This window comes from Phaeobacter sp. S60, assembly GCF_000826845.1.
Classification (GTDB): Bacteria; Pseudomonadota; Alphaproteobacteria; order Rhodobacterales; family Rhodobacteraceae; genus Phaeobacter; species Phaeobacter piscinae.
The window spans coordinates 137133-154728 of sequence record NZ_JSWJ01000003.1 but is presented as its reverse complement, the minus strand read 5'-3'; the positions used below and the strand labels follow the sequence as shown (position 1 = coordinate 154728).

Below are 17596 nucleotides of genomic sequence, written 5' to 3'. Positions count from 1 at the left end.
TCATACGATTTTCCGCAAACTTTACGCGCGTAAATTTTAAATTGACGCGCGACGCCATGCTCCGCTATCCTCTCTTGGCAACATCCAATCATGGGAGGATAAGGATGTACCTTAAGAGCGCATTGCATGCGGCAACGGCATTGACCGTATTTGCCAGCACCGCCGCCTTTGCCGAAACGATCACCATCGCCACCGTGAACAACGGCGATATGATCCGGATGCAGGGGCTGACTGATGATTTCACGGCCAAAACCGGGCATGAGGTGGAATGGGTCACCCTGGAGGAGAACGTGCTGCGGCAGCGGGTGACCACCGATATCTCTGCCAAAGGTGGCCAGTTCGACATCATGACCATCGGCATGTATGAAACGCCGATCTGGGGCAAGAACGGCTGGCTGGTGCCGCTGAATGATCTGCCTGCCGACTATGATGTAGACGATATTCTGCCCGCCATGCGGGGCGGCCTGTCGCATGATGGCACGCTTTTTGCGGCGCCATTCTATGGCGAAAGCTCGATGATCATGTATCGCACAGACCTGATGGAAAAGGCCGGTCTGGAGATGCCCAGCGCCCCGACGTGGGATTTTGTTGCGGATGCTGCGCGCCAGATGACCGACAAGGACAATGAAGTCTATGGGATCTGCCTGCGCGGCAAGGCCGGTTGGGGGGAAAACGCAGCCTTCATCACGGCGATGTCCAATTCTTTTGGTGCGCGCTGGTTTGATGAGAACTGGACGCCTCAATTTGACAGTGAAGCCTGGTCGAACACGCTCAACTTCTACATTGATCTGCTGAACGACGCGGGCCCTCCGGGTGCTTCCAACAACGGGTTCAACGAAAACCTGTCGCTGTTCCAGCAGGGCAAATGCGGCATGTGGATCGACGCCACCGTTGCGGCATCGTTCGTGACCAACCCCAATGACTCCACGGTTGCCGATAAGGTCGGCTTCGCACTGGCGCCGGACACCGGATTGGGCAAGCGCAGCAACTGGCTCTGGGCCTGGGCTCTCGCGATCCCTGCCGGCACCCAGAAGGAAGCCGCCGCAAAGGAGTTTATCCAGTGGGCCACATCGAAGGACTATATTGAGCTGGTTGCCGAGAACGAAGGCTGGGCGAATGTGCCTCCGGGTGCGCGGACATCGCTTTATGAGAATGCGAACTACAAAGACATCCCCTTCGCCAAGATGACGCTGGAGAGCATTCTGTCGGCAGATCCGAACAACCCGACGGTTGATCCGGTGCCTTATGTCGGCATCCAGTTTGCGGCGATCCCGGAGTTTGCAGGCATTGCCACCCAGGTTGGGCAGGAATTCTCTGCAGCACTCGCAGGCCAGCAGACCGCTGAAGAGGCCCTCGCCAAGGCGCAGGCTCTGGCAGCTGACGAAATGGAAGCGGCAGGTTACTGACGCCTTCCTCCCTCCCAGAGGGCGGTCACCAGTACTGACTGCCCTCTGGCTCCATCTCCCCGAACAAGCCACTATTCTGTCACGACGGCATTCGAACCCGGCGACAATGGAGATTTGCCATGGCGACCCAACATTCCCGGTCGGCAGCACGCATCATGATGGCCCCCGCAGTGATCCTGCTTCTGGGCTGGATGCTGGTTCCGCTGACGATGACGCTTTACTTTTCCTTCAAGAAATACCTGCCCCTGCGCGGTGGTGATCTGGGTTGGGTGGGCTTCGACAACTACGCCCGCTTCCTGTCCTCCAGCGCCTTCTGGCCCAGCGTTCAGGCGACACTGACCATCGTGGGCGGCGTCCTGCTCATCACCGTGATCCTCGGTGTGTTTCTTGCCTTGCTGCTCAATCAGCCGATGTGGGGACAGGGGATTGTCCGCATTCTGGTGATCGCGCCATTCTTCGTGATGCCGACGGTCTCAGCGCTGGTCTGGAAGAATATGTTCATGGACCCGGTGAATGGCCTCTTTGCCCACTTGTGGAAAGCCTTTGGCGCGACCCCTGTGTCCTGGCTGTCTGAGGCGTCACTGCAATCCATCATCCTGATTGTCAGCTGGCAGTGGCTGCCCTTTGCAACGCTGATCCTGCTGACCGCCATTCAGTCGCTGGACAGTGAGCAGTTGGAAGCCGCTGAGATGGACGGCGCGCCGCCGGTGGCTCGCTTTGGCTACATCACGCTGCCCCATCTTAGCCGTGCCATCACCGTGGTGGTTCTGATCCAGACCATTTTCCTGCTGTCGATCTTTGCCGAGATCTTCGTCACCACCCAGGGCTCCTTTGGCACCAAGACGCTCACCTATCTGATCTATCAGCGCGTCCTGGAGAGCCAGAACGTCGGATTGGGATCCGCCGGTGGTGTCTACGCCATCATCCTCGCCAATATCGTTGCCATCTTCCTGATGCGCATCGTTGGCAAGAACCTGGACGCATAGGAGGCCACCATGGCACGAGCCGTTACACCAAGACGCAAAGCCATCAATACGGCGCTGGCCTGGGCTGTTGGGTTGCTGATCTTCTTTCCCATCCTCTGGACCATTCTCACCAGTTTTAAGACCGAGGCACAGGCCATCAGCGACCCACCCGTCTTCCTGTTCTTTGACTGGACATTGGAAAACTACAGCGTTGTGCAGGAACGCTCCGACTATATGCGGTTCTTGTGGAACTCAGTGATCATCGCCGGTGGTTCAACCATTCTGGGCATTGTCATCGCTGTGCCTGCTGCCTGGTCGATGGCCTTTGTGCCGTCGAAACGCACCAAGGATATCCTGCTGTGGATGCTGTCGACCAAAATGCTGCCAGCGGTCGGCGTCCTCTACCCGATCTACATCCTGTTCATCAAAATGGGGCTACTCGACAATCGCTTTGGTTTGGTCGTGGTGTTGATGCTGATCAACCTGCCGATCATCGTCTGGATGCTTTACACCTACTTCAAGGAAATCCCCGGTGAGATCCTTGAGGCGGCGCGCATGGATGGTGCCACGCTGAAGGAAGAAATCCTCTATGTGCTGACACCGATGGCCATCCCCGGAATCGCCTCCACCCTCCTGTTGAACATCATTCTGGCCTGGAACGAAGCCTTCTGGACGCTGAACCTGACCGCCGCCAAGGCCGCACCGCTGACCGCATTCATCGCCAGCTATTCCAGCCCCGAAGGCCTGTTCTACGCCAAGCTGTCGGCAGCTTCGACAATGGCCATTGCGCCGATCCTCATCCTTGGCTGGTTCAGCCAGAAACAACTTGTCAGCGGCCTGACCTTCGGCGCCGTGAAATAAGGAAGACATCCATGGGACAGATCAAACTTGAAAGCGTGACCAAGAATTTTGGCCCCGTTGAGGTCATCCCGCCGCTGGACCTGACCATTGAAGACGGCGAATTCACCGTCTTTGTCGGCCCGTCCGGTTGTGGCAAATCAACACTGCTGCGGCTGATTGCGGGTCTGGAAGATATCACCTCCGGCACCATCCGCATCGACGGTGAGGATGCAACCGACATCCCCCCGGCGAAACGCGGGCTGGCAATGGTGTTTCAGTCCTATGCGCTTTATCCGCATATGTCGGTGCGCAAGAACATCGCCTTTCCGATGAAGATGGCGGGCATCCCCGCGGATGAGCAAAAACGCCGGATTGATAACGCCGCTGCGGCGCTGAACCTTACTGATTACTTGGATCGCCGTCCGGGGCAGCTGTCGGGTGGTCAGCGTCAGCGGGTCGCCATCGGCCGGGCGATTGTGCGTGAGCCTGCGGCGTTCCTGTTTGATGAGCCGCTTTCCAATCTGGATGCCGCCCTGCGCGTTGGCATGCGGTTGGAAATCTCGGAGCTGCACAAACGCCTTGCCACCACCATGATCTATGTGACCCATGATCAGGTTGAGGCGATGACCATGGCGGACAAGATCGTCGTCTTGCAGGCTGGCGTGATCGAACAGGTCGGCAGCCCGATGGAGCTGTATCGCGCGCCGCGCAATGTATTTGTCGCCGGTTTCATCGGATCGCCGAAGATGAACCTTCTGACCGGTCCGCAGGCTGCGCAGCACGACGCAGCCACCATCGGCATCCGACCCGAACATCTGAGCATCTCAGAAACAGAGGGGATGTGGGCGGGAACCATTGGTGTCTCCGAGCATCTGGGATCAGACACGTTTTTCCACGTGCAATGTGACGCCTTTGAGGACCCGCTTACCGTGCGGGCCAGCGGAGAGCTGGATCTGGGCTACGGCGCGCGGGTGTTTCTGACACCGGACATGGCGCATCTGCACCGCTTTGGCCCTGATGGGTTGCGGCTCGAATGAAACGTCTCAGCGGAAAACGCGCCCTGATCACGGGTGCTGCCCGTGGCATCGGGGCGGCCTTTGCCGAAGCTTATGTGAATGAGGGCGCGCGGGTGATCATCGCCGACATTGATATTGCGCGTGCAGAGGCAACTGCGGCGCAAATCGGCGCGGCGGCGATGGCCATAGAGCTGGATGTCACGGATCAGACCAGCATTGACCGCGCCCTTTCCCGCACCGTTGAGTGCTTCGGCGGCCTCGACATTCTGATCAACAACGCCGCCGTGTTCACGGCAGCACCGTTGGTTGAGGTCACCCGAGAGGCCTATCAGCGCACCTTTGACATCAATGTTTCCGGCACGCTGTTCATGATACAGGCAGCGGCGCAACAGATGATCGCCCAAGGCACCGGCGGCAAGATTATCAACATGGCCAGCCAGGCCGGGCGCCGGGGAGAGCCTTTGGTATCCGTCTACTGCGCAACGAAGGCGGCGGTGATCAGCCTCACGCAGTCTGCCGGGCTGAACCTGATCCCACATGGCATCAATGTGAACGCCATCGCCCCCGGTGTCGTCGATGGTGAACATTGGGACGGTGTTGATGCCTTCTTTGCCAAACACGAGGGCAAGCCCCCGGGCCAGAAAAAAGCCGAGGTGGCGCAATCTGTTCCCTACGGGCGGATGGGCACCGCAGCAGATCTGACCGGAATGGCCGTCTTTCTGGCCAGCGACGACGCCAATTACATCGTGGCACAGACTTACAACGTCGATGGCGGCCAATGGATGAGCTGATGCAAGAACACAGGTGGGAGGCAGCAGCCATGAAACTCTCGAATGATACATTGAGCCAACTGCCGCAAACGATTGGTCGCCCCAGTTATGACCGCGCCGAAATCAGCCCTGGCATCGTCCATATCGGACTTGGCAATTTCCACCGCGCGCATCAGGCCTGGTATCTGCATGCCTTGATGCAGCAGGGCTTGGCGATAGATTGGGGCATCATCGGGGCCGGCGTCCGTGCGGCCGATGCAGGAATGCGGGACCGCTTGCTGGCGCAGGATTGTCTGACAACACTGATCGAACTGGATCCGACCGGCCGGTCCGCCGAGGTGATCGGACCGATGATCGATTTCCTGCCGGTGGAGGATGACAATGCCAGCCTAATCCGCTGCATGGCGGGCGCCGCCATCCGTATCGTTGCGCTGACTGTGACCGAGGGGGGCTATTATCGGGACGCACAGCACGACGGGCTGGACCTCAACCATAATGATATCCAGCACGACATTGCCCGGCCTGACCGTCCGCGCACCGTGTTCGGTGCCATTGTGGAGGCGCTACGCCTGCGCCGGGCTCGGGGTCTGCCTGCCTTCACCGTGCAAAGCTGCGACAACCTGCAAGGCAATGGTCAGATTACCCGCGCGGCAGTGGTGACACTGGCGCAGCAGACCGATCCAGAACTTGCTGCATGGATTGATCAAACCGTGGCCTTTCCAAATTCCATGGTGGATTGCATTGTGCCCGCCACCGGTCCTGCTGAGATTGCTCTGGCCCAAAGCTACGGGATTGAGGACAGCGCCCCCGTGACGCATGAGAACTATCGGCATTGGGTCATCGCGGATGAATTCTGCGCCGGGCGCCCTCCTTGGGATCTGGCGGGGGCCATATTCACCGACGATGTTCATGGCTACGAAAGCATGAAAATCCGCGTGCTGAATGCGGGCCATCAGGTGTTGGCCAACGCAGGTGAGCTTCTGTCGATCGCAACCATCGCCGACTGTATGAAAGATCCCTTGCTGGCGGCTTTCTTCCGCCAGGTTCAGACAGCGGAAATTCTACCGCATGTGACGGCAGTACCCGAGATGGCACCGGAGGATTACCTGACCCTGATTGAGGCGCGTTTCTCCAATCCGGAAATCCGCGACACCACTCGGCGTGTCGCCTATGACGGCACATCGCGCCATCCGGGGTTCGTACTGCCAATCCTGCGCGATGCTGTGCGAAGCAAGGGTGCAATTGACGGGCTTTGCCTGGTGGAGGCGCTCTGGGCGCAGATGTGTACCGGGCAGCGGGAGGATGGCAGCGAGATCGCGCCCAACGATCCCGATTGGGAGGCCCGCAATTCCGCAGCGGAGCACGCGCAGAAGACCCCTGAGGCTTGGTTGCAGCAAAGCCAGATCTACGGCGATCTATCAGAGCAGCAAGACGTGGCTGCGCGGTTTTCCTACTGGCTGTCGATGATCCGGGCGCAGGGTTGCCGCGCGGCGCTTCGTGAATATTTAGGGCACTGACAGTCCTTTTTCGCCGACAGGCAGCGCGCGGAATCGCGGCTCATCCAATGTTCAGCGCTTTGCCCCGTCGACCGGCAGGCCACTGGGAACTGTGGGAGGAACGAACGAGGCCTGTGCGCGTGCTTTTTCGCCGGTCAGCGCCGCAAGAAAAGCGACCAGCGCCGCGATATCCTGATCGCTCAGGTCCTGACGCAGATAGATGTCGCGGGCCCGCGCCTGACGCGACATCTCGAAACGGTCCTGCTGCACCACAAAATCGGTGGCGGCCAGCCACGGCACCTCCGGCAGTTTCAGATCTTCCGGCGACCACGCCGCACGGCTTGCAGCAGGATCAAGATGGTGCCGGATCATCCGCTCCAGCGTCGAAAATGCCCCGTTGTGGCCATATGGGCCGGTAAGTTCCACATTCCGCAACATAGGCGTGCGGAACCGGTAGGCGTCTGCCAGATCATCGCTTTCGCCCATACGTCCGACATCGCGCGCATAAGGATCAAACCGACGCGCACGTCCGGGGCCGAAGGCCGGCAAGCCAAGCGCGTGGAACCCCTGATCCGAAAACAGCGCGCCTGCATGGCAGCCGCTGCATCCAGCAGAGCCAAAGAACAGATCCGCCCCGGCTTTCTGTCGCGCGGTCAGCGCCGTGTCATCCCCTGCCAGATAGGCATCAAACGGGCTGTCAATCGAGGTGAAATCCTGCACCATGAACTGGGCCAGCGCCTCTGCAATATCGGTGGTTTTCACATCCTCGGGCGCGGCAATATCGTCGAAGGCAGCAACAAACCCCGCCCCATAAGCCGCCACTCCGCGCACCCGTTTGGCAATGATCGGCCAGGCCAGATCAATCCGGTCGCGGGTGGCGCCTATCACCTCATTCTCGCCGACATTCCCGGCCATTTCGACGCTGGAGGTCATGGGGAACAAGGCCTGCGCAGCCAGCAGCGATTGCAACCCTTTCGGCAACCATTCCTCCGCCGGGGTGTTGAAACTATTGCCATAGATGGGATCCGCGCTGATCCGCCCATCATGCATCAGCACGCGGATGGATGTCGCGCCAAGGTTCCACAGGGCCGGGGCATTGCGCGGTACACGTTTCTGCACCCGGTTTGCGCCGCTACCGGAGAGACGCGCAGGTCCCAGCCCCTCCGCCCCCTCGCCCAACCCCAGCGACAACCCATCGGAGGTGCCATGACGCGGATGATGACAGGTGCCGCAGCTGATATTTCTGTTCCCCGACAGGATCTTGTCATAAAATAGCAATCGCCCCAGTTCCGCCTGCGCCGGATCTACGGGCAAAAAATCACCCGGTCCAAGAGATGGCGGCAGCTGCGGTTCCTTTGCCAGGGCCGCCCCCGTACAAGGGCCAAGCGTCAGCACGACACAGGAGAGCACATGCGCAAGAGATGGAAACCGGTTCTGGTCGCGGTGGCGCTGTCCATGACCAGCCTGACGATGACTGCGCCTCTGCCAGCCTGGGCCGAAATCGAGCAGGCCCGCGATCTGATGGAGGCCGGGCAGTTTGCGGCGGCGCATGATGCGCTTTGGCCAGCGGCGCGATCCGGCAATGCCGATGCGGAAGAGTTGATCGGCGTGATGTACGCCATGGGGCTGGGCGTTGAGCAAGACGATGTCCGGGCCTTTGAATGGTACCTGCGCAGTGCCATGAAGGGGCATCCGGGCGCCCAATCCGGAATTGGCTGGTACTATGAAATCGGCCGTGGGATGCCCGCCCCGGATCTGGTGCGCGCCTATATGTGGTACACGCTGTCGGCCATCGGTGGCGACCCCGATGCGGCCATCAGCCTGGAAGAAGTGGTCAAGAAGATGACCCCGGCAGAGATCGATAAGGCGCATGTTCTAGTCGAGGATTACAAGGTCTGGATGTACCCGTTTCGCTAACCAACGGGGCGGCGGCGCGAGGGGATCCCGCGCCGCGCTTTGATATCTCAGGATGAGGTCAGTTCAGATCTGCTGCGCGCGCCGCATTGACGTCGGCTTCTGCCTCGGCCACGGCCTCCGTCAATGCAGTGAAGATTTCATCACCACGGGTCACATTGGATTTGAACCAGTCGTAAACCGGCTCGGCGGCGGATTTGAACGCCGCCTTCTGATCCGGTGTGGGCACATAGAGATCGCCGCCACCCGCGACAAAATCCTCGTAGGCCTGGATCGACTTGCGTTTGGGCGAAGCAAACGTCGCCTGCTGCAGCGCATAGAACCCATCCACGACGACCTGACGCATGTCCTCCGGCATATCCATAAAGGTCTTGTTTGACATCCACCACAGCGCGCCCATGTAGGCGTGACCATCCAGCGTCACGTATTGCAGGCCTGCATCCGGGAACTTCATGCCCATGATATCGGTGATGCCGTTTTTGGAGCCTTCCACCACCCCGGTCTGGAACGAGGTGAACAGCTCAGGCCATGGGATCGGTGTCGGGGAGGCCCCCAGCGCTTTCACCAGTTCCTGCGGCAGATCTGCAACCACAGTACGGATCTTTAGGCCTTCCATGTCGGCGGGTTCCGCCACCCGGCGCTTGGTATTGGCAAAGTTCCGCCAACCGCCGGTGTTGCCAATGGTCATAAGACGGATCGCATCGCCGGAATCCTCCAGCGCCATCTGGCGCATGGCACGGGTAAAATCACCCGAAAGCACATGTTCGGCGATCCGGTCGTCGGCCATCAGATAGGGCAGATCAAGCACCTGCACATAGGGAAACAGCCCCGACGCGCCACCGGAGGTGGAGATATAGACGTCAATCGAGCCGTCGGCGACGCCCTGCAGGCATTCTGCTCCATTGGAGCAAAGCTGGGTGCCGATGAACAGCTCAACCTCAATGGCGCCGTTGGACGCCGCCTCAACGTAGTTTTTGAACACCACCAAACCGTCGTAGTCTTCATCGTTCTCGTTGGAATTCGCTGTCGCGCGGATCTTGTAATCCGCGGCATAGGCCGACAGGGCTGTGCCAGCCATCAGAGCCGACAGGGCCACTGTTTTCACCATTGTCCTGAGCATTCGTTTCTCCTCCTGTTGCTCTTTTATTCTGGGTATTTGGTTGTCCTCAGTTCAGAAACCCGGTCAGACGCGGAATGGTCAGCGAAATGGCCGGAACAAAAGTGATCAGAAAGATCACCGCTATTTCGATCGCCAGAAACGGCAGAATCGCCTTGGCAATGGTGGTGACACGCTCCTGCGAGACGGCAGCGGCCACAAACAGCACCAGCCCCATCGGCGGGGTTGCAAGGCCGACCGTCAGGTTCACACACATGATGATGGCGAAATGCACGGATTCAACGCCAAGATCGGTGAACACCGGCCCCAAAATCGGGCCAAGGATGATGATCGCCGGTCCCGCATCCAGAAACATGCCAACGACGAACAGCAGCAAATTGATCAGGAACAGCAGGATCAGCGGGTTTTCCGACAACGTCAGAATGAAATCGGCCAGTTGCTCCGGCGCGTGGCTGAGGCTGACGACGGTCTTGAACGACATCGCGGCGCCCACCAGCAGTAACACCACAGCCGACGTGATCCCTGCGCGTGAAAACACTTGCGGCAAGTCTGCCAGCCGCATCGATCCAAGCACCAGAAAACTGATCAGCAGCGCATAGGCGACCGCCACGGCGGCGGCCTCGGTCGGGGTGAAAACACCTGCGAGAATGCCGCCAAGGATCAAAACAGGCGTTTGCAATGGCACCACGGCCCGTTTGCAGATGGTGTGAAACGCCGGGCTGACAACGCGGCGCAACCCCAACATCAACCCATGGGCAAACAGCACCGCCCCAAGGAAGGCAAGCCATTTCATCTGCGCCCCTGCCCCCTCGGCCAAGGGCACAAACTGCGCCAGTAGCAGACCAAGGTTCAGCCGCACCAGCCCGAAGGAGAACCACCGCTCCATCGCGCCGATCTCAACACTGTCGAAGACCACCCGCCGCGCAGCTGGCAGCTCGTACCGGTCAGCCATGGCGCGGACCATGATCATCAGGCCGACGCCCACCAGGACGCCCGGCACGATCCCAGCGAGGAACAATGCGGCGACGCTTTCACCCATCACATAGGCATAGATGATCATGATGCCCGAAGGTGGAATGATCGGCCCAATCACGGAACTGGCAGCGGTCACGGCTGCCGCGAATTTCCGACTGTACCCCTCGCGCTCCATCGCCGGGATCAGCATGGAGCCAAGCGCCGAGGTATCGGCAACTGCCGACCCCGAAAGCCCGGCAAACAGGATCGACGACAGAATATTCACCTGCGCCAGCCCGCCGCGCAGATGCCCCATCAGGGCCTGCGAAAACTCGACCAGCCGAACGGTGATCCCGCCCCGGTTCATCAGCTCCCCCGCGAGCATGAAGAACGGAATTGCCATCAGGGGAAAGCTGTCCATCCCGTTATAAAGATTGCGATACAGCAGCGTCAGATCGCGCTCTTGTCCGTTCAGCCACAACAGCGCGCCCGGTGCTGCCAACAGGCAGAAAAACACTGGCAAGCCAATCAGAAGAAGGAACAGGAACAGCGGCAGGAACCAGATCAACATCACTCCGCCCCTCCGATGCTCAGCCCCGGACGCTCCGGCAGGCGATCTCCCTGGCCAAACAATCGCACGATGCGTTCGAGGATCAGCTCGATATTGACCAGGATCAGCAGTCCGATCCCCACCAGCAATGACAGCATCATCCAGCTGCGCGGCACCCGGAACCAACTGTCAAACCCCAGCGATGTCGGCAGGTAGAGAGAGGCTGTGGCAAAGCGCCCGCCAAGCCCTGTGACCTCCTTGTAGCCGATCTGGAGCCCCACGATCAGCACGGTCAGGCCAATCATCAAAAGCAGCAGTTGCAAGAGGTGAAACAGCCAGCCGCGCAGCAGGGAATCGACAACATCGATCGCGACAAAACCGCCACTGCGCAGCGCCGTGGGGGCCATCAGGCCTGTCATCCACAGCATGCAGAACCGCGCCGCTTCGTCCGGCCAGGGCAAGGCGCTGCCCAACACATAGCGAAAGAACACTTGGATAAGGATCGCCAGAACCATAAGGCCAATGGCAAAAACGCCCACCCAACGACCGACTGCAAGCAGGCCAGTGTTGAGCGGGCGCAGTATATTCAGGACAGATAAAACTGCCGTCATCGCGTCTCTCTCCTCCCCTTGTGCCGCGCCGACCTCCCTCGGTGCGGGCAACCGGCCGCTAACTTGAGGCGGCGATCTGGCCCATCTGACCTTTGTAGAATGTCAGTGCATCCCCTTCTTCGCGCATGGTGGCGCGGTCCACATGTCCCAGCACGATGGCGTGGTCCCCTCCGTCATGGATGGCTGAGCGGGTGCATTCGAAACGCGCCAGACAATTCTCCAGTAGCGGCACGCCGTGCTCGTTCTGCGCAAGCTGCAAATGGTTCAGCCCAAAAGCATCTTTTGCGACCTGCCAACACAGATCATCTTGATCCGCCGCCAACACATGGATGGCGTAGTGGCGGGCCTCCTCAAAATAGGGAAAGCGGCGCGAGTGACGGTCTGGCGACCACAGCACCAGTGGCGGCGTCAGCGAAACCGAGGTAAAACTATTGGCGGTGATCGCCACCACCCCCTGCTCGGAGGCTGCCGTGACAATGGTCACGCCGGTCGCAAAGCGGCCGAAGGCATCGCGCAGCAGCCGGGTATTGTCAGCCGCCGGGACGAAGCTGCGTTTGCCCTGCCCTGCATGCGCGGACATCATGCGACCTCCCGGCCCAATGCCGCCTCATAAAGGGTAAACCACGTCGGGCGATCCAGCTCGACTTTCAGTGCGTCGGAGGCCTGCTTGATCCGCTCCAGATTATTCGTCCCCAGCACCGGCAGGATTTGCGCCGGGTGCCGCAGCAGGAAGGCTATGGCAACCGCGGCGCGGTCAACACCCTGCGCTGCGGCAATCGCATCCAGCCTTTCGGCCAATTGGCCACTGCCGGTCATTAAGCCCCCCCCGCCAAGCGGCGACCAAGCCATCAACGGATGCCCGTGGCGCTGATGAAAGGCCAGATCTCCGTTGGTGAAAGGAGTGACCTCAGAAAGCGAAATCTCAATCTGATTGGTGGCCAGCGGCGTCTTCATAGCAGATTGCAGCAGCTCCCAATCCCAGGGGCGGAAATTCGACACACCCACGGCGCGCAGCTTCCCTGCGGTGACCAGCTCATCCAGTACCGCGCCGGTTTCGACATGATCCATCAGCGGATCCGGGCGGTGGATCAACAGCAGGTCGATGTGGTCGATGCCCATCTCCGACAGCGAGGTATCCACCGACCGGGTGATATGCGCGGCCGAGGTGTCGTAGTGTTTGACCGTCGCGTCGGCATAGCGACCGACCGGGGCCACAATATCGCATTTGGTCACGATCTCCATCTGATCCCGCAGTGCCGGATTGCCCTTCAGCGCCTGCCCCAAAATCCCCTCAGCGGTGTACCCGCCATAGATATCCGCCTGATCAAAGGTGGTGATGCCCTGCGCCAGACAGGCCTCAATCTTGGCCTCGACATGGATGGGTGAGGTGTCGCTGTCATCGCCCAGGCGCCACATGCCATAGACCAGACGGCTGAAATCCAGCCCTTCTGCGATCTTGATACGTTCCATCAACGACGTTCTCCATTCCCTAAGGGTGTTGCCGGGGTCGATTGCGGCACCCGGCCATATTCATGCGGCAGCGAGCAGGTTTTCAGATGTGGCATCACCCGCGCCCCGAAATGCCGCGCCTCCTCCAGATGCGGATAGCCGGACAGAACAAAGGCGCGGATACCCATTTTCTGATAGGCTTCTAGCTTGGACATCACCTGATCCGTCGATCCAACCAGCGCCGCCCCACAACCAGACCGCGCACGTCCCACTCCTGTCCAGAGGTTTGGCTCGATAAAGCCGAATTCATCCGCAATATCGCGGTTCTTTGCCTGATGCGCGACACCGAGCGAGGTGGCATCCAGCGCCCGGTCTCGGATGGCCTTACCCTGCGCATCATCCAGTTTTGAGACAATATGATCAGCGTATTCATAGGCTTCGGCCTCGGTGTCGCGCACGATGACATGCACCCGCAGCCCGTAATCCAGCGTGCGGCCATAGGTTTCCGCTACACTATGCACGGCCTTCATACGACCCGCGAGCTCTTCCATCTTTTCCGGCCACATCAGATAAACGTCGCAATGTTCACCGCACAGCTCCAGCGCCGACGGAGAGTAACCACCGAAATACAACAGCGGCCCGCCGGTCTGATAGGGCTTGGCCGGATCGGTTGTGAGTCCCTCGAACTGATAAACCTCGCCGGTGTGATTGATCTCATCGCGGGTCCAGGCTTGCTTCAGGATCTCCACCACCTCGCGCGATCTCTGATATCGGAACGCGCTGTCCGCTTTCTCGCCTGGAAAATCGGAAGAGATAATATTGACCGTCAGCCGCCCCTCCAGCATGTGGTCCAGCGTCGCAAGAGTGCGCGCCAGCATGATCGGCTGCATCTCACCGCAGCGCACCGCTGCCAGCATATTGATCCTGTCGGTAATCGGCGCGCAGCCTGCCACAAAGCTGAGAGTGTCCTGCCCCACCTGATAGGACGACGGGCACAGGATGTTGCGAAACCCCTGCGCCTCGGCCTCTTTTACGATGTCCGAGCAATGCGCCCAGGATGACCGCAGATCCCCGTCTGGCACACCAAGGAACTGGTAGTCGTCGGAACAGAGCGCGGCGAACCAGGACACTTCAACCGCATCAAGATCCGCAGATGTTACTGGAACAACGCTCATCACCCTCTCCCTCGCGCTTTGCAACTTAACTCTTGCATAACCCGCGCCTTGATGTAGATCAATGGTGTATCAATTTTTTCCGCATCGTGACGATTGGCCCCATGTCCAGCTCCCGCACCTCCGGCACCGCCCTGCCACTTTATCTGCAGATCAGCGAGGCGCTGACGCGCGAAATCGCGGCCGGACGGCTGGTGGATGGCGAACGTCTGGCACCGGAACGCCAACTGGCACAGACCTATGGAACCACCGTAAGAACGCTGCGCAAAGCGCTGTCAGAACTGGAAAAACAGGGTATGCTGGAGCGCATCCAAGGCTCAGGCAACTATATCCGCACAACGCAAACCCTGCCGAGCGTCTATTCAATGTTTCGGCTGGAACTGCCCGGTGGCGGCGGCCTGCCGACAGCAGATATCCTGTCGGTTACAGCATGCGAAAAACCTGCAGATCTGCCAGAGTTCGGGTCCAGCCCCAGGGGCACACGCATCCGCAGACTGCGCTATCTGGACAGCACGATCATCGCCGTTGAGGAGATCTGGCTGGATGCCTCAGCGGGTCATGTGGATCCCGCGCAACTGTCTGATTCCCTTTACCGCTACTACCGCCTGCAGCTGGGATTCTGGATCAGTCGCGCCGAGGATCGTGTCTCGCTTGGGACCGTCCCTGACTGGGCGCCAGCGCAATTCACCAAGCCCCCCGGCACCACAGTTGGCTTTATCGAACGGCTCAGTTGGGCGCAGGAGCTGGCCCCGGTTGAGTTTTCACGCACCTGGTTTGACACGGAAAGGGCGCTCTACGTACAGCGCCTCACTTAGGAGGAAACATGTCCGGACCCACCACCTACGGGATCATCGGCTGCGGCATGATGGGCCAGGAACATCTGCGCAATATCGCGTTGCTGGACAACACGGCAGTTGGCGCGATCTATGAACCAAACGCCGCCATGCGTGAGATTTCGGCTGAACTGGCGCCAGGGGCCGTGTTCATGGACAGCCTTGAGGCATTGCTCAGCCACCCCGACCTTGACTGCCTGCTGATTGCCAGCCCCAACTTCTGCCATCTGGAACAGCTGGAAGCGCTGGCCGAACATCGCCCACTGCCGGTGCTGGTGGAAAAGCCGCTGTTCACCAGTCTCGCCGATCTTGGGCGGCTGGATGCCTTTGCCGCGCGCTATGATGCACCGGTCTGGGTGGCAATGGAATATCGCTACATGCCGCCAGTTGCCGCTTTCCTGCGTGATGTCGAAGCAGCCACCGGCGGAGTAAAAATGCTAAGCATCCGCGAGCATCGGTTTCCGTTTCTGGAGAAGATTGATGACTGGAATCGGTTCGACGCCAAATCCGGCGGCACCTTTGTCGAGAAATGCTGCCATTTCTTCGATCTGATGCGGCTCACGCTTGGCTCGGAACCGGTGCGGGTGATGGCCAGTGGTGGGCAGAATGTGAACCATCTGGATGAGCGCTATAGCGACGGCGTGCCTGACATCCTCGACAATGGTTATGTGATCGTGGACTTCAGCTGTGGCGCGCGCGCCATGCTGGAACTCTGCATGTTTGCCGAAGGGGCGGAGTATCAGGAGGAGGTCGCAGCCATTGGCCCAAACGGCAAGGTCGAAGCCTTCGTACCCGGTCCGGGCCGGTTCTGGCCCGCCCATCTGGGCGCCCCTCCGCTACCGAAGCTGGTGACCTCACCGCGCGTGCCCAAAGGCCCCGTAACACGGGAGGTTCCGGTTGATCCCGATCTGCTGGAGGCGGGTGATCACAATGGGTCCACCTTTTATCAGCACCAGAAGTTTCTGGAGTTGGTGCGCGGTGCCCGCGCGGCACCTGAGGTCAGCCTTCATGACGGGCGAATGGCAGTGCTGATGGGAATGGCGGCACAGATCTCCATCAATGAGCTACGCAGCGTAGAGATATCAGAGCTGATCTGAGCGCGCACAGGTGACAGGGTGTTACAGGCCGATCACGATGTCGGCTTGCAGCCCTCCCAAGGCAGCACTTTGCTCCAACCGCAGCGTGCCGCCATGGGCGCGTGCGATATCGGTTACGATGGCAAGGCCGAGACCTACGCCACTGCCCAGATCCTGATTGCGCGCCGGGTCCAGCCGGGTGAAGGGGCGCGTCGCCTCAGTGCGGTACGCCTCAGCAATACCGGGGCCATCATCCTCAACCCGGATACGCAGAAATTTCTCGGTCATGGCGACGGATACCCGCGCACGCGTGCCGTAGCGCACTGCGTTAGAGATCAGGTTCTGGACCGCGCGCCGTATCGCAGACCCGCGCAGCATCACCTTGCCCTTGCCGCTCATCTCACCCAGCATCACATCCTTGCCCTGACGGCGCCAGCCATCCACCAGCAGCGTGATCATCACCTGTGGGTCGACCTCCTCCGGCTCACTGGTCGAAACCCCGCGCGAAAAGTCCAGAAACGCGTCCAACAGCGCCTGCATCTCATCCACGTCCTGCCGCAGCGGCTCGGCCTCCTCATCGTCCAGCATCGACAGGCCCAGCTTCATCCTTGTGAGCGGTGTTCGTAAGTCGTGGCTCACCCCCGAGAGCATCAGGGTCCGCTGCTCCATCTGCCGTTCGATCCGTGCGCGCATGTCCAGAAATGCGCTGCCAGCCGCCCGCACCTCATTCGCGCCGCGCGGCGAGTATGGCTCCGTCCGCCCCCGTCCAAAGGCCTGCGCCGCATCGGCGAGCTGTTTGATCGGACGGAGCTGATTGCGCATGTAGACAAAGGCGATGATCGTCATCAGAAAGCCAAAGGCAATCACTGTCACGATCAGCTGGTGCGGTGCCGCCGCGGTCACCCGGCGTCGATCAAACACCAACGCCATCGGACCGTGATCACTCGCAAGAACCAACTGGACCCGACGGGTGTTGGGGAACTGGGCCGAAATGAATTGCGGCGCTGTGGCCTGCAACGTATTGCGCACCACCCGCCCGGAAAATTCCAGCAGCCCCATCTGATCCAATGGCACCGGCTCCTCCGGTTCCAGAAACCGGATCTGCATCTGCAAGGGCTGCAACAAAGGCTCTGCCAGCAACAACGCCTCCTGCTGACTGGCAGCCGGTGCCATGGTCTGCTCCAGCAGTCGCAATTCCCGCAGCATGGTCAACGTCATCTGGACCGTCAGATCCTCAAGATCGCGTTTGATAAAGACAACCGAGACCACCAATTGCAGCGTCACGATCGGCACCAGCAGAATAAGTGCCGCCCGCCCGTAGAGGCTGCGCGGCATATAGTGTTTGAGCCATTGAAAGAACATGCGTTACACCTACCCCGCGACCCCGCCGCTGAAAAGCAAAACGCGCATCCTCTGCGCCCCGTTTG

The 17596-nt window shown here is 60.0% G+C and carries 17 protein-coding genes; 9 read left to right on the top strand and 8 right to left on the bottom strand.

Features of this window, described 5'->3' with window-relative positions:
• Window positions 1-104: 104 nt before the first annotated feature.
• The 6 genes from OO25_RS02305 (at window position 105) to OO25_RS02280 (ending at window position 6514) form a co-directional block, all read left to right on the top strand.
• Window positions 105-1406, top strand: a complete 1302-nt coding sequence (locus OO25_RS02305) for a sugar ABC transporter substrate-binding protein (RefSeq protein ID WP_040168766.1) — start codon at window positions 105-107, stop codon at window positions 1404-1406.
• A gap of 119 nt (window positions 1407-1525) precedes the next feature.
• Window positions 1526-2392: a carbohydrate ABC transporter permease gene (locus tag OO25_RS02300; RefSeq protein WP_040178281.1), complete on the top strand. Its 867-nt coding sequence runs from the start codon at window positions 1526-1528 to the stop codon at window positions 2390-2392.
• A 9-nt stretch (window positions 2393-2401) separates the two neighbouring features.
• Window positions 2402-3232, top strand: a complete 831-nt coding sequence (locus tag OO25_RS02295) for a carbohydrate ABC transporter permease (RefSeq protein WP_040168761.1) — start codon at window positions 2402-2404, stop codon at window positions 3230-3232.
• A gap of 11 nt (window positions 3233-3243) precedes the next feature.
• Window positions 3244-4248, top strand: a complete 1005-nt coding sequence (locus OO25_RS02290) for an ABC transporter ATP-binding protein (RefSeq protein ID WP_040178279.1) — start codon at window positions 3244-3246, stop codon at window positions 4246-4248.
• Window positions 4245-5018: an L-iditol 2-dehydrogenase gene (locus OO25_RS02285; RefSeq protein ID WP_040178278.1), complete on the top strand. Its 774-nt coding sequence runs from the start codon at window positions 4245-4247 to the stop codon at window positions 5016-5018. Before OO25_RS02290 ends, OO25_RS02285 begins: the two co-directional genes overlap by 4 nt.
• 29 nt (window positions 5019-5047) lie before the next feature.
• A complete protein-coding gene (locus OO25_RS02280) occupies window positions 5048-6514 on the top strand; it encodes a mannitol dehydrogenase family protein (RefSeq protein WP_040178714.1) in 1467 nt (488 codons plus the stop codon).
• Between the two features lie 51 nt (window positions 6515-6565).
• On the opposite strand, the gene OO25_RS02275 is transcribed toward OO25_RS02280, so the two are convergent.
• On the bottom strand, window positions 6566-7807 hold the full coding sequence (locus OO25_RS02275) for a cytochrome-c peroxidase (RefSeq protein ID WP_369808846.1): 1242 nt from the start codon (window positions 7805-7807) through the stop codon (window positions 6566-6568).
• 141 nt (window positions 7808-7948) lie between these two features.
• On the opposite strand from OO25_RS02275, the gene OO25_RS02270 reads away from it, so the two are divergent.
• A complete protein-coding gene (locus OO25_RS02270) occupies window positions 7949-8410 on the top strand; it encodes a tetratricopeptide repeat protein (RefSeq protein WP_040104133.1) in 462 nt (153 codons plus the stop codon).
• A gap of 58 nt (window positions 8411-8468) precedes the next feature.
• Here OO25_RS02270 and dctP read toward each other — a convergent pair whose 3' ends face one another.
• From dctP to OO25_RS02240, 6 genes are read right to left on the bottom strand one after another with little or no spacing between them, the layout of a single operon-like run.
• The gene (gene dctP / locus OO25_RS02265) at window positions 8469-9527 is read right to left on the bottom strand and encodes a TRAP transporter substrate-binding protein DctP (RefSeq protein WP_040178277.1); all 1059 of its coding nucleotides are present in this window, start codon (window positions 9525-9527) and stop codon (window positions 8469-8471) included.
• Between the two features lie 46 nt (window positions 9528-9573).
• Entirely contained in the window at window positions 9574-11049 is a 1476-nt protein-coding gene (locus OO25_RS02260; RefSeq protein WP_040178276.1) for a TRAP transporter large permease, read from the bottom strand.
• The gene (locus tag OO25_RS02255) at window positions 11049-11639 is read right to left on the bottom strand and encodes a TRAP transporter small permease (protein ID WP_040178275.1); all 591 of its coding nucleotides are present in this window, start codon (window positions 11637-11639) and stop codon (window positions 11049-11051) included. Before OO25_RS02255 ends, OO25_RS02260 begins: the two co-directional genes overlap by 1 nt.
• Window positions 11640-11697: 58 nt before the next feature.
• Window positions 11698-12219, bottom strand: a complete 522-nt coding sequence (locus OO25_RS02250; RefSeq protein WP_040178273.1) for a flavin reductase family protein — start codon at window positions 12217-12219, stop codon at window positions 11698-11700.
• Complete coding sequence (locus OO25_RS02245; protein WP_040178271.1) at window positions 12219-13109, bottom strand: aldo/keto reductase family oxidoreductase; 891 nt, start codon at window positions 13107-13109, stop codon at window positions 12219-12221. Before OO25_RS02245 ends, OO25_RS02250 begins: the two co-directional genes overlap by 1 nt.
• Window positions 13109-14263 (bottom strand): LLM class flavin-dependent oxidoreductase, encoded by a 1155-nt coding sequence (locus OO25_RS02240; RefSeq protein ID WP_040178270.1) that lies wholly within the window; start codon window positions 14261-14263, stop codon window positions 13109-13111. The genes OO25_RS02245 and OO25_RS02240 overlap by 1 nt, the downstream gene beginning before the upstream one ends.
• A gap of 101 nt (window positions 14264-14364) precedes the next feature.
• On the opposite strand from OO25_RS02240, the gene OO25_RS02235 reads away from it, so the two are divergent.
• Both OO25_RS02235 and OO25_RS02230 read left to right on the top strand, forming a co-directional pair.
• The gene (locus OO25_RS02235; RefSeq protein WP_040178269.1) at window positions 14365-15075 is read left to right on the top strand and encodes a GntR family transcriptional regulator; all 711 of its coding nucleotides are present in this window, start codon (window positions 14365-14367) and stop codon (window positions 15073-15075) included.
• A gap of 8 nt (window positions 15076-15083) precedes the next feature.
• Entirely contained in the window at window positions 15084-16190 is a 1107-nt protein-coding gene (locus OO25_RS02230) for a Gfo/Idh/MocA family protein (RefSeq protein ID WP_040178268.1), read from the top strand.
• Between the two features lie 21 nt (window positions 16191-16211).
• Here the strand turns inward: OO25_RS02230 and OO25_RS02225 are convergent, their stop codons facing one another.
• Window positions 16212-17531 carry an ATP-binding protein gene (locus OO25_RS02225; protein ID WP_040178266.1) on the bottom strand — a complete coding sequence of 440 codons (1320 nt, stop codon included), beginning with the start codon at window positions 17529-17531 and terminating at the stop codon, window positions 16212-16214.
• Window positions 17532-17596 lie beyond the last annotated feature (65 nt).

What these genes read in the sequence shown, in the direction of transcription:
- OO25_RS02225 (WP_040178266.1), bottom strand. Translation starts at nt 17,531, where the DNA reads ATGTTCTTTCAATGGCTCAAACACTATATGCCGCGCAGCCTCTACGGG.
- OO25_RS02260 (WP_040178276.1), bottom strand. Translation starts at nt 11,049, where the DNA reads ATGTTGATCTGGTTCCTGCCGCTGTTCCTGTTCCTTCTTCTGATTGGC.
- OO25_RS02235 (WP_040178269.1), top strand. Translation starts at nt 14,365, where the DNA reads ATGTCCAGCTCCCGCACCTCCGGCACCGCCCTGCCACTTTATCTGCAG.
- OO25_RS02290 (WP_040178279.1), top strand. Translation starts at nt 3,244, where the DNA reads ATGGGACAGATCAAACTTGAAAGCGTGACCAAGAATTTTGGCCCCGTT.
- OO25_RS02230 (WP_040178268.1), top strand. Translation starts at nt 15,084, where the DNA reads ATGTCCGGACCCACCACCTACGGGATCATCGGCTGCGGCATGATGGGC.
- dctP (WP_040178277.1), bottom strand. Translation starts at nt 9,527, where the DNA reads ATGCTCAGGACAATGGTGAAAACAGTGGCCCTGTCGGCTCTGATGGCT.
- OO25_RS02285 (WP_040178278.1), top strand. Translation starts at nt 4,245, where the DNA reads ATGAAACGTCTCAGCGGAAAACGCGCCCTGATCACGGGTGCTGCCCGT.
- OO25_RS02295 (WP_040168761.1), top strand. Translation starts at nt 2,402, where the DNA reads ATGGCACGAGCCGTTACACCAAGACGCAAAGCCATCAATACGGCGCTG.
- OO25_RS02270 (WP_040104133.1), top strand. Translation starts at nt 7,949, where the DNA reads ATGACCAGCCTGACGATGACTGCGCCTCTGCCAGCCTGGGCCGAAATC.
- OO25_RS02300 (WP_040178281.1), top strand. Translation starts at nt 1,526, where the DNA reads ATGGCGACCCAACATTCCCGGTCGGCAGCACGCATCATGATGGCCCCC.
- OO25_RS02250 (WP_040178273.1), bottom strand. Translation starts at nt 12,219, where the DNA reads ATGTCCGCGCATGCAGGGCAGGGCAAACGCAGCTTCGTCCCGGCGGCT.
- OO25_RS02255 (WP_040178275.1), bottom strand. Translation starts at nt 11,639, where the DNA reads ATGACGGCAGTTTTATCTGTCCTGAATATACTGCGCCCGCTCAACACT.
- OO25_RS02240 (WP_040178270.1), bottom strand. Translation starts at nt 14,263, where the DNA reads ATGAGCGTTGTTCCAGTAACATCTGCGGATCTTGATGCGGTTGAAGTG.
- OO25_RS02305 (WP_040168766.1), top strand. Translation starts at nt 105, where the DNA reads ATGTACCTTAAGAGCGCATTGCATGCGGCAACGGCATTGACCGTATTT.
- OO25_RS02280 (WP_040178714.1), top strand. Translation starts at nt 5,048, where the DNA reads ATGAAACTCTCGAATGATACATTGAGCCAACTGCCGCAAACGATTGGT.
- OO25_RS02245 (WP_040178271.1), bottom strand. Translation starts at nt 13,109, where the DNA reads ATGGAACGTATCAAGATCGCAGAAGGGCTGGATTTCAGCCGTCTGGTC.